We start from the raw sequence: 12,043 nt of genomic DNA on the forward strand, positions 1-12,043 counted from the left end.
CTTATTTTTTCAACTTTAATACTTTTTGAATCATCAGGATAATTTGTTTGCCACCTTCATGATTTCTAAATAGGAAAATGTAGCTACCCAATACTATCAAATAAAGGACGATTTTGATGATCAAACCGAAAATGAAATCTAGCTGAGTTAAGAGTAAGTTATCCAGTAAACTCAAAAGTAGAAAGCTTATCCCTGCGACAGTGAAATCTTGTAACAATGTTTTAAAAAAGTCCTTTGAGGAAGCTTTCAATCCATACTTAAAGGCGCTATAGGGTTCATACCATGTACAGGTCAAGACTGTTGAACAAATTGTACCCAATAAAATTCCAGATACCCCTAAATCTAAAATCGCTAAAAAGTAGAGTGAAAGGGAAATATTTAATAAAATCTCGACGATAACTTTTTTATTTTGCTCATAACTTAAGCCATAAACTGAAATCAACGTTAGAATCGGTCTTCTATAAAAAGTTAGGAAAAAATGAAGGACAATCAAAAGCTCAACTGTACGATTAAATGAAAAACTCTCACCTAACCAGATAGTCATAAATGGATGAATGAACATTAAATAGCCTAAGCTAGCAAAATAAATCAGGCTAAAATCAATAAACTGGAATTTTTTTAGGAATTTAACCATATCTGCTACTGTCGTAGACTCCGAATGGACTAAGTTACCTACGGAAGAAACAACTGAATTAATCACAGTATTTAAAATCAGTGAAAGAAATCCTAAAACATAGGTATAATTCCCGTAAATACCTATAGCTGCTAAGCTGACAAAACTTGCCATTAGAATACTATCTGTTTGAAAAACAATCGTTTCTCCAATACTACCGACTATATTTCCTTTGATATTTCGGATAAATTTTTCTTTTTCCTCCTGATTAATGGGGGTTATCTCATTCTTAAACAGGTAACCATACAATCTATCTACAATACGCGACATGATGATATTCCCTATAAAATTCATCATGATACTGATCAATAGATAAAAGATATAATTTTGGGTAAAGAATAAAATTCCGATTTGCAAGCATACGCGAAGTGTATTTAATCCAAAGTCAATCAAAGTCATCATATAATTACGCTGATCGACATAAAGCAAGGTTCGTTTATAGGAGAAAAAATAGCTTGAAGCAGAATTAAATACAAAGAGGAAAAAAATCAAATATACTTCGCTATTTACCGTATAATCCTTTATCATATAAGGAAGAAATAAAGAAAGTATAGAGCCTAGTATAAAAATAGAAAAGCCAATGATTCTATATAATTTTTTGAAAAGAATCATAAAGGCATTGATTTTCCCATGTTCTTCTCTACCTAAGGGCCCATATAATGAATAGCTCATAGCGCTAGCAACCCCTAATTCTGCTAAAGAAAGAATGGAAACTAAACTAGACAAATAATTGTTTAATCCTAAATAAGTTACCCCAAGTAAATGGATAAAAATAGTTCGATTGATAAAGCCAAGAAGTACTTGAAAAGGTTGCAATACAAGAGCAATACTTGTATTTAATGTGGCAAATTCGGTTCTACTTTTTTTCGTGTATTTCATCTATTCCTTTAATTTTCCTTGTAAAAGTTGATCCAGATAACTTTCTGGAACGACCTCTTCTTTATTAATTTTATAAGTGGTTTTCATAATTGGTGTTGTTTTCAACACTTCTTCCCATTCGTTTTCATCAAAAAGTTTATCAGCATGTTCTCTTAAAAACCAAACACGCTCAGCTGGTGCTAGAATAGGTAATCTATCTACTAAGTTTTCAAAATAAGGATTGCACTTATATTCGGACAAAATAAAATAATCCATCATTAGGTAATGAATAAAGACTGGATATTTACGAACATAGTAAAGATATAAATCCCGAATATGTTTAAAATAAGGCTTGCCTTTTTTTCCTGCTAGAAAGAAACCTGCCCATTTAAAGTCACCAACAGTTCGCTCCATTTGCTCAGGATATGTCGGTGGATGATTCAAACTAAAAAAATCCCCTTCAAACATTTCTAAAGTTGCATAGGGAGATACAAATAAGGTTGCATCCATCCAAATTCCACCATATTGGTATAAGAGACTAAAACGAATAATATCTGAATAATGCGCAGCTGATAATTCTTTTTTCTTGTATTTTTCGGTGATGTCTGCTGGAATATTGATGAAATCCGCCAGATTTTCATCCGTCAACAAATAGAATTCACAGTCATTTCTTTTGGCGAAGTCTTTTATGGTCTTCGTTGAAGTCTGGACAGTCTCAGGCATTTGCGCTTCTCCTTGTTGCCACATTGTCCAAATTATTTTCGGAAATTCTGTTACTACTTCTTCTTTTTCATCCATCAAATCATCTATTTGAGCTTCTTTACGTAATTTCAATACAAAATCAAAAAGAATCTTTTTACGAAAATCATAAAACATCTTGTCAGATTTTTGTGCAAGAAAGTAAACACATGTTAGTTTAAGGCCATAATATTTTAAAATTTGACGATAGCGAGCCATTTTTTTTTGTAAGATTTGTAGTTTCATAAACTCTACAAATTCCTTTCACATTTTTCTAAAGCTGTTTTTAGAAAATATCCGTTACGAAGTTTCTCTCCTACTATTTTACTATTTTTAATCAGCTCTTGAAAATCTTCTTCATCAATCGAGTTTAAACAATCTGCAATTTCAAATAATGAATCAACAAGTATTCCACAATGGTTTTTTCGTACAAACTCAGCTAAAGCAGATTGTCTCCACACGATGATTGGAAAACCTGATGCTAAATATAAAGAGGCTTTATGTGGGTTATTCATCTTTAAATATTCTCCATACATCCCACTACAAGTATGGGGGCTATCTCCATCCCAGACTAAGCCAAAACCACCATGCAAGTGATTAGAAAGTTCATCAGGAGAAAAAGCACCTTGATAATGAACGTTGTGAGGAAGATTCTCCTCTTCAAAGTTAATGCCATAAATAGAAAAATCTGGTTTTTCGGGTAATTGTCTTGCGTATTTTGTTTTCCGAATATCGAAATTTCCAGCTAACAAAATAGTTTCTTTTTCATAAGCTTTCTTCTCTTCATAATTTGGAATTAAATAATCAAATATCTCTAAGGAAACAATCTTCTCTTCCGGTATTCCCAATCGAACAAGTTCACTTTTCATCTTTTCGTTATGAGCGATAATACCATCGACTTTTTCAAGGACTGTTTTATTCTGTAAAAAATGGATAATGGAATGTTTAAAATCTGTAAATGACCTGATTTTTTTGTTTCTCAAGGACTCGATATCATGAATCAGTAAATAAGCTTTGAATGTCCTATTTTTCAAAAATCTCGTTAAAATTTGTTTTTTTAAGGAATGCCATAATAATGGAAATTGAAGAACTAACACATCATCTTTTGTCAAAGCGATGGAATTTGAATCATTATTTAGGGAAAAAGGTTGATATCCTGCTTCTACCATTATTTTTTCAGCATCTAATCTTGCTTTAGATCCTGCATGTTTGGCTTCTGCGTAAAATTCTTTTAAGTAATAATTCATACTACTTCAACCCTCTCCAAAATCTTTTTACAATATATTTTTCAAATCTCCATTGAATAGCTCCAATAACTCTTGAAATGAAGACAATCTTTTGAGAGAATAAGCGATAAGCTCTCATTAAAAATGAGCGACTTGAACTTTTAGCGTAACGATTCAGGTACTCGACATATTTTTCTTGATAGGGATTTCCCTCAAATATACGATAGTCGACAACGTGCATCAAAACTAAATGAAATAAGCGACGATGGACATATGGGAGTGAGTCAGCATTTCCATCATATAAATGCTCCACTTTATCACAAATAGTAAACAAATCCAAATTTTTCAAACTAAATTCGCGATTCATAATACTACCAGAACGCACGCGATAATAATATCCTATATAATCGATTTTCACCATTTTATGAATATGTTTTAAGATTCCCATTCCTCCATACACATCTTCATAAAATAGACCTTCTAAAAATGGAAAATTGACAATCACTTGTCTTCGAAAAAGTTTAGCGACTGCATTCAAACGGACAATATTATCTTTACATAAAGAGACTAAAGCTTCTTGGGCATTTCCTTGAAAAATAATTTTGACATTCTCGGGAGAAGGGATTTCTATTTCTTTTTGATCATTTGTATACCAACATTCTACGATGTCCATTTCTTCTGAAGTCATGTGCTTAAATAATTGCTCCAACATATCGTCTTTAATGACATCATCACTGTCTACAAAAGTGATAAATTCGCCTTTAGATTCAGTCATACCACGATTACGAGCGCCACTTAATCCTTTATTTTCTTGATTGATTAAATGAAAACGAGGATCTTGTTGACAATAGCGCTCACAAATTTCTTTTGAGCCATCTCTTGAACCATCATTTACTAGGATCACTTCTATATCGGTATAAGTTTGATGTTGAATACTATTTAAACATTCTTCCAGATACTCTTCAACATTATAAACAGGTACAATGACACTAATCATAAATAGGCTCCTATTAAATTTTCCATTTTTTTCGAATGTCTAAATATCTTAAATACAGAGGATAATATAAACTAAAAAAACATTTTGATGAATAACTATACCATCTTAATAGTTTACTAGAATTGAAAATATCTGATGATTTCTTAGCTATTTCGGCATATTTATGAATCTCATCAACATATAACTGATAATATGGATGTCCAACTCTTATGTTATACTTTTTAAAATGTCCAATACCGACTAAAAATAACATATTTCCTACATACGGTAACCATTCATCTTCTCTAAAGTTCTCTAATAATTTTTCGCCAACCTTAAATATATCAAGATTCTTTTCTGAATATGTCTGATTCATTGTACTAGAAGTATGATATCGATAATAATAACCAATATAGTCAATTTTTCTCATTTTTTGAATATACTTTAAAGAGACGATTCCAGTATAAAAATCTTCATAAATTAAATTTTCTAAAAACGGAACTTTCTCCACTATTTCACGACGATAGAGTTTTGCGACTGGACTCCAACTTACTCCATGATTAAAACATTGGTATAATGCTTCATTTGAATCAAATTCTTTAACATGAATATCTTTTTTTTCTTCATTTAAAGATTGAATATCCTCGGTTCTATTACATTCTACAATATCAATTCCATCAGACATATACTTCTTTAATTGCGCCAACAAATCGAACTTTACTATATCATCACTATCAATAAAAACGATGAATTCTCCTGTAGACTCAGCAACGCCTCTATTTCTTGCAATACTCTGTCCTTGGTTTTCTTGATTCATTAAGTAAAAACGAGTATCTTTCCTACAATATTCTTCACAAATTTCTTTTGAATTATCAGTAGATCCATCATTAACTAATATAACTTCAAAATTTGTATAAGTTTGTTTTTGGATACTTTCTAAACATTCTTTCAAATAGAATTCCACATTATAAACAGGTACAATTATACTAATCATTTTTGTTCATAAGCTCCTTCATTTGTCTTTTGTGAATAAACTTTCTAAATTTACTCCATCCTTTATACAGAAACTGATACACTGGATGAGTAATCGTTAAAAAATATTTTGGCGCTATGAAATACATTCTTAGTAAACGGTATTTTCGAACAACTTCTTGAGATTGCTTCGCAATAAAAGCAGACTCCTTTATAAAATTCTCATACAAACTAACACAAGGACTCTTCTTCGTAATGCCATCTCTGTAATAATGACTAACCCCTAGATAAAACATAAAGTATCCAATATACGGTAATAAATATGCATCATCTTGGAATGATGCTATTAATTGATTTCCAACTTTAAAAATATCTAAATTTTTCTCATTAAAAGAAGTTGTCATAGTACTATTCGGACTAAATCGGTAATAATACCCAGTTAAATCAACAACTACCATTTTTCGAATATTTTTTAAAAAATTAATTCCTGTATAAACATCCTCGTAAATAACACCTTCTAAAAATGGAACTTTTTCAATAATTTCTCTTCTATATAATTTTGCACATGGGGAATAATTCACTTCTTTAAGTGCTATACATTTAATAATGGCTGCCGTTGAATTACCTTCGAAAATAACTCGAATCGGTTTATTTTTATGCAATTCTTCTTGATTGCGAACAAGACTACATTCTACTAAATCCATATCCGCCTTCATATAGGATAGTAATACGTCTAGTATATTTGCTTTAATGACATCATCACTATCGACAAACATGATATATTCACCAAGGGATTCTTTTACGCCATGATTTCTGGCTACACTTTGACCTTGATTTTTTTGATTGATCAATCGGAAACGCTTATCTGTTTGGCAAAAATACTCACAAATAGCTTGGGAGCCATCTGTTGAACCATCATTGACTAAAATGACTTCTATATCTTGATAGGTTTGCTTTCGAATACTTTCTAGACATTCTTCCAGATATTCTTCCACGTTATAAACTGGAACGATTAAGCTAATCATAAAACAGCTTCCTTCTCATTCATTTTTATTCATCTGAATTTACTTTCTAATTCCATTTTTTAGTTTCCACAAAAAATGATAAACAGGGAAAATGATCGAATTATAATATTTTGGACAAATATTATAGAGGCGAATCATACGCGAACTTTTTGCAAGCTCAGGATTTTTCTTGGTGATAGTTACATAGTCGGCTAATTTCTGATTATAGACATCTGCATATGGATTTCCTTTTTGGATATAGTCTTGATAATGCATGGTTGCTACATGAACTAGGAAGCTGCCAATGTAAGGAAGAAGTTCTTCCCTATCAGAATACAAGTCTATTAATTGGTCACTGACTGTAAAGATATCTAAATTTTTAGGAGTAAAGGTTCGATGCATGATACTAGCTTGATGTTGTCGATAATAATAACCTTTATAATCAATCTTAATGATTTTTCGAATATATTTTAACATTCCAATTCCACAATAAACATCTTCAAAAATCACCCCATCTATATAAGGAACAGCTTCAACAATTGATCTTCTATAAAGTTTTGTAACTGCATTAACATTTAAAACATGTTTAGGGAAAATTTTTACTGCTTCTTGAGAGTTCCCTTCGAATAGAATACTTGGTTCTTTAAAACTTTTAGCAAGAAATTCCTCGTTAGATACGGTAAACTGACTTTCCACAATATCTACGTCTTCACGCATATAGTGCATTAAGGTTTCTAAATAGTTCGCTAGAATCATGTCATCACTATCCACAAATACAATAAACTCTCCTCTTGAAGCTGCTACACCAGTATTTCGTGCAGCGCTCAATCCTTGATTTTCTTGATTCAACAAGTGAAAGCGACGATTCTCTTTACAATAACGTTCACAAATAGCTTTTGATCCATCTGTTGAACCATCATTGACTAAAAGGACTTCAAAGTCTGTGTAGGTTTGGTTTTGAATGCTGTCTAAACATTCTTCCAGATAAGTTTCTACATTATAAACAGGTACGATTACACTAATCATTCTTTATCCTAACCTTATTTCCTTAATCCAATTTCATCCAAAAGTGTCTTTGTAAAATCTTTTTGAATGGCATTTACCTTGTTATTGACTTTTTTTCGTTCGTCAATATAAGGATCTTCAGATTTCATGACATTCTCTAGAAAGTCTAATAAGTCATGCGAATCACGAATGACACTTCCCACCATTAAACTCTTCACATCTTCAAACACAAAGCCTCTTTTTTCCTTGTATTCCTCATAATCATTAATCGTAAATGCAACTGGCCTATTTAATAAATAATAATCTAAAAATACTGAAGAATAATCTGTAATCAATGCACTGGTTGTTCCTAAAAAGGTATATAAAGTCCCATATTGCTCACTAATGATATCTTCTGTCAATAGATGAATCGTCGAAGCATTCATTTCAAATTTAAACTGAGATTCCTCAAGAGGATGGAGTTTAATATAAAGTTGATAGCCATAGTTTGAGAGTAGTTCTTCAATGTTTTTAAAATCCTCTTCTTCTAATGAAAAAATCAATGCTGCTTGGCTATCATGATAGTTTTTAGAATTACGGTAGGTTGGCATCCAGATAATTTTCTTCTCTTCTTTCTCTTTAAAGAGTTCATCATTTCGAATATTACCAACAAGAAGCATCTGCTCGTCTTTAGCATTAAAGGCTGCTTTCATAATTGGAGTAAATAAATCTGAAGAAGAGACTAATTTTGTAAAGAAATTATAGTCAATCTTTTCCATGCCAACTTCAAGATTGCCAATTTTTTTCAAGGGCATTCCATGCCACAAGTTGACAACCATCTGCTTTGAAGCAGGCTTTACAGGATACTTGCCAAAAGAATAGAAAAAATATTTAGATGTTAAAAAATAAAAGAAACCTCGATAAATTGAAACATACTTTATATCATTCTCTTTTTCTAAATGATAAAAATCATTTGAAGCACAAACGATCTCATATGTTTCCTGATAGTCATTATCCACTAAATAGTGATAAAGTGTTCTAAGATTATCTCTGAACCCCCAATTAGAATAGAGAACAATTCTGTTCCTTTTCTTGGGAATCATTTTATTTATTTTATAAGTAAAATCACTTACTTTGAACAGTAAGGGTTTTAAATAGTTGATCATTCTCTTTTTAAACCTTGCTTATAAATTTCTTTTAAATTTTGAACATTTTCTTCAATATCAAACTGCTTTAGGTGTTCATTTAGCTGTCGTTGTTTCTTCTTGATAGGCGCCTTTTTTATGTAGTTTACCCATTTAGCCTTATCTAGAGGCATGGCTGTGCAAAGTTCACTAACGATCTGAGTTGTTGGATCAATCGTTTCATTCATGAGAATATCGACTCCAGAACACTGAGCCTCTACCAGTACGATTGGGAAACCTTCATACAAAGAGGGAAAGGCAAAAATATCAAAGGCTGAATAAAATTTATGAACATCTTCTCTTTTTCCTGTAAAGATAATATTCTTCAATTTCTTACTTTTTCCTTCTAGAATTGAACGATCTGGTCCTTCACCAACAAAGAAAAAAGTAACATCAGGCAATTCTTTAGCAATTTCAATCAAAAAATTCTGATTTTTGAAAGGATTTAAAATACCAATCATCCCAACTACTTTTTGATGTTCAGCTATATGAAACTCTTTGCGAATTTCTTCTCGAAAAGTTGGAGAAAACCGATACTTGTTGATGTCAATTGCATTTGGAAGGATTTGAAATTCTTTTTTTCCAAATATCTTCAATCCAGCTAATTGACCACAAGAGATACGATGGGTCGCATTTTTCAAGGCTAAAAAGACCAAAAATTGATTGCGAATACTTTTTAACCAAGTGTCTGAAAATTGGCTACTATGATTGTGGTAAATCCTAACTGGAACACCATTTTTTCTAGCATAGTAATTATGGATAAAAGCGGTTATAGGATTATGGACATGAAGAATATCAATTTTATTATTTTCATAAAATTGTCGACACTCTCTCGCATAGGCAAATAGTTTAGAAATCTTTAGGGCAGGAAATACAATGCGTTTGATTTCTTTTTCATCTAGGTATTGATTAAATGGGAAATGAGCGTCTCCATTTGACTCACCTACCATATATTCAAACTCTTGATCATTATTTGGGATATGATTTTTGATAAAACTTTGTACCCCACTCATGGTATTCCTTACACTACCTGTTACATGTATGACTTGATATTTCATCCTAGTATCCTTGATTCAAATCATTCTTTATCTTAGAAGTTGAAATTTCTTTTGTTCGTGATAGGTAAACAACCTCTATTCCAAAATCACTTAAATAATCAAATTTTCCCTGCCAATCATCTCCAATGACAAACACATCAGCATGATACTTTTCTATGTCTGAGATTTTTTGATCCCAATTTTCTTCTGGTATGACGAGATCCACATATCTGATAGCCTCTAATAGAGATTTTCTTTCTTCGTAATCAAAATAACATTCTTTATTTTTTTCTAGTCTATTAAATTCATTGGTAGAAAGCCCGACAATGAGATAATCTCCCAAGGATTTTGCCCTTTTTAAAAGATTAATATGACCGTAATGCAATAAATCAAATGTTCCGTATGTAATGACTCTCTTCATAACTTCCTAACCACCTCTACATTTTCTCTCATATTTTTCTTATAGACCCATTTCCTAATTGAATTCGGAAGAATTCGAATCGCATTACGAAGGAAAATATTTCTAAGAAATTCTACTAGAGTAATATCTCTTCTGCGATAAAAATCTAATTGGAGCATAAAGTCCGTCTTTACATACAAGAAACCGCCTCTACGCAGATAGCTAGAATCGTTAGTCTGCATGACAACCAAGGGATCCTGGATATTCAAAAAATCCTTGGTTGGATTATCGTGTAACAATCTCATTGTGAGGTCATAATCCTCTAGGTAACGGAATTTACGATAATTACCAGCCCTCAAGATATATTCTTTTTTCATCATACTCGATGGATTATTAAAGGGATTTCTCATTTTCGAATATTGACGAATTTCGGCTGTAGTTTCTGGTACTTTCTTTAAGGCGGTAAACTCTGTATTTTTCTCTAGGATATTGGAACCAACCATGATGAGATTGGGATTTTTTTCAAAGGCTGCTAATTGCTTCTCAAACCTTGTTTCTAGAGAATAGTCATCACTGTCCATTCTTGCAATGAATTCTGTTTGGCATTGATTAACTCCAAAGAGAGAGGCTGGTCCTGAGCCTAAGTTTTCAGGTAAATGAAAAACCTTTAAAATTGGAATCTCTCTCTGTAACTTTTGGATTTCTATTTCTAACTCTTTAGTCAATTCGCCATCACAAACTAAAATGATTTCTGTCGGTTTAAGGGTCTGTTGATAAGAACTTAGTAAACTTTTCCTTAAATTTCTAGGAGTTTCTTTTTTATAGACTGTCGTTAGAACTGAAAATTTCATTTTATAACTCCTAAACCTAATTTCCAAATAACCAATCTACAATAACTGAACGGTAGGGAACGACATGGTACCAGTCAGCTTTAAAGTAAACAATGACTAGAAAGATTGAAGCATAAACCAATATCACCAAATAAAATAAAATCCACTGAACTTTTTTTTCACCTATTTTAGATAAAATCATGGGGATATATAGGCAAATAAAGGGGGTAAAATAGTGTGCAAATCTGCCAAAAAGACTTGTTTGCAAAGTTGACGCGGTAAATAAAAAGGAGATAAAAAATAGACTTCTTATAAATTCTTCTTCAGTCGATAATTTCTGTTTTCTAATCACTAGTTCTCCCAAAAGCAGAACTATACCATACCAAATTGTTAAAAATATTGGTGCCCATTTATTGCTTTCTAAAAACCATGATGATTCCAGATAGGAAGTATACTGAGGAAAGAAAGAAATAAAGGTAGTGGCAATTTGTTTGATAAAAGGAAAGATGATAAGAAATAAAATGAACACAAACTGGTATGCTCTTTTGTTTAAAACGATTTTTTTAAGGGGGAAAAACAAGAGGCATACGATACCAGATGTATGAAATAAGGGAGTTAGTAGGATAAATATCGATGCTAAAACCTTCTTATTTTTTACTAAGTAATGAAATCCTAAAAAACTTAAAGCAATCGCCAGACCTTGTCTGATATTTGATAAGGAATAAAAAAAGAGTCCTAATGAGCTGAGGTAAATCAATAAACTCATGTAAACATTTTTAGAATGCTTATAAAGCACAAAAAACCAGGCAACTAAAGTTATAAAGGCATAGGCAAATAATAAAAAGGGATAGTGATCACTAAAGTTTCTTAGAAAAATATTACTTACTAAATAACCAAGTTCAAATCGAGAACGAAATAGATTTGATAAATCCGGAAGTTGTAAATGATTCGATTCAAAAATATGGATATAAGTTCCTAAGTCTCCTCCGACGCTAGAAGTACGAAAACCCGCAATGATTAAAAAAAAGAAAAAAGTCGGAAGAACAAGGAAACCTAATTCTTTTGCTTTATCCTCATATTTCAATGAGAAAAAGGCAAGAAAAGAGACATAGACGAACATTAAAAGATAGATTGTCATTTTTTCTCTCCTGCCTTTCAAAT

At 31.7% G+C, this 12,043-nt stretch carries 12 protein-coding genes; all 12 read right to left on the reverse strand.

What is annotated here, in order from left to right:
* Position 1: 1 nt before the first annotated feature.
* Genes B7700_RS06705 through B7700_RS06760 form a run of 12 tightly spaced genes read right to left on the reverse strand, consistent with a single transcriptional unit; the run spans position 2 to position 12,020 of the window.
* The gene (locus B7700_RS06705) at positions 2 to 1,552 is read right to left on the reverse strand and encodes a lipopolysaccharide biosynthesis protein (RefSeq protein ID WP_084887920.1); all 1,551 of its coding nucleotides are present in this window, start codon (positions 1,550 to 1,552) and stop codon (positions 2 to 4) included.
* Positions 1,553 to 2,515 carry a capsular polysaccharide synthesis protein gene (locus B7700_RS06710; RefSeq protein ID WP_084887922.1) on the reverse strand — a complete coding sequence of 321 codons (963 nt, stop codon included), beginning with the start codon at positions 2,513 to 2,515 and terminating at the stop codon, positions 1,553 to 1,555.
* A gap of 5 nt (positions 2,516 to 2,520) precedes the next feature.
* Positions 2,521 to 3,516, reverse strand: a complete 996-nt coding sequence (locus tag B7700_RS06715) for a glycosyltransferase (protein WP_084887923.1) — start codon at positions 3,514 to 3,516, stop codon at positions 2,521 to 2,523.
* 1 nt (position 3,517) lies between these two features.
* Positions 3,518 to 4,492 carry a glycosyltransferase family 2 protein gene (locus tag B7700_RS06720; RefSeq protein ID WP_084887926.1) on the reverse strand — a complete coding sequence of 325 codons (975 nt, stop codon included), beginning with the start codon at positions 4,490 to 4,492 and terminating at the stop codon, positions 3,518 to 3,520.
* A 13-nt stretch (positions 4,493 to 4,505) separates the two neighbouring features.
* Positions 4,506 to 5,465, reverse strand: coding sequence for a glycosyltransferase family 2 protein (locus tag B7700_RS06725; protein ID WP_084887928.1), 960 nt, complete (start codon positions 5,463 to 5,465; stop codon positions 4,506 to 4,508).
* Positions 5,458 to 6,468 (reverse strand): glycosyltransferase family 2 protein, encoded by a 1,011-nt coding sequence (locus B7700_RS06730; protein ID WP_084887930.1) that lies wholly within the window; start codon positions 6,466 to 6,468, stop codon positions 5,458 to 5,460. Before B7700_RS06730 ends, B7700_RS06725 begins: the two co-directional genes overlap by 8 nt.
* 39 nt (positions 6,469 to 6,507) lie before the next feature.
* Positions 6,508 to 7,473, reverse strand: a complete 966-nt coding sequence (locus B7700_RS06735; RefSeq protein WP_060628360.1) for a glycosyltransferase family 2 protein — start codon at positions 7,471 to 7,473, stop codon at positions 6,508 to 6,510.
* Between the two features lie 14 nt (positions 7,474 to 7,487).
* Positions 7,488 to 8,597 carry a CDP-glycerol glycerophosphotransferase family protein gene (locus tag B7700_RS06740; protein WP_084887932.1) on the reverse strand — a complete coding sequence of 370 codons (1,110 nt, stop codon included), beginning with the start codon at positions 8,595 to 8,597 and terminating at the stop codon, positions 7,488 to 7,490.
* On the reverse strand, positions 8,594 to 9,673 hold the full coding sequence (locus B7700_RS06745; protein WP_084887933.1) for a glycosyltransferase: 1,080 nt from the start codon (positions 9,671 to 9,673) through the stop codon (positions 8,594 to 8,596). The genes B7700_RS06740 and B7700_RS06745 overlap by 4 nt, the downstream gene beginning before the upstream one ends.
* A gap of 1 nt (position 9,674) precedes the next feature.
* Positions 9,675 to 10,073, reverse strand: a complete 399-nt coding sequence (gene tagD, locus B7700_RS06750; protein ID WP_084887935.1) for a glycerol-3-phosphate cytidylyltransferase — start codon at positions 10,071 to 10,073, stop codon at positions 9,675 to 9,677.
* Positions 10,070 to 10,903 carry a glycosyltransferase gene (locus B7700_RS06755; protein ID WP_084887937.1) on the reverse strand — a complete coding sequence of 278 codons (834 nt, stop codon included), beginning with the start codon at positions 10,901 to 10,903 and terminating at the stop codon, positions 10,070 to 10,072. Before B7700_RS06755 ends, tagD begins: the two co-directional genes overlap by 4 nt.
* Before the next feature lie 16 nt (positions 10,904 to 10,919).
* Positions 10,920 to 12,020 (reverse strand): EpsG family protein, encoded by a 1,101-nt coding sequence (locus B7700_RS06760; protein WP_084887939.1) that lies wholly within the window; start codon positions 12,018 to 12,020, stop codon positions 10,920 to 10,922.
* Positions 12,021 to 12,043: the final 23 nt, after the last annotated feature.

The sequence above is a fragment of the Streptococcus mitis genome, assembly GCF_002096755.1.
Classification (GTDB): domain Bacteria; phylum Bacillota; class Bacilli; order Lactobacillales; family Streptococcaceae; genus Streptococcus; species Streptococcus mitis_AC.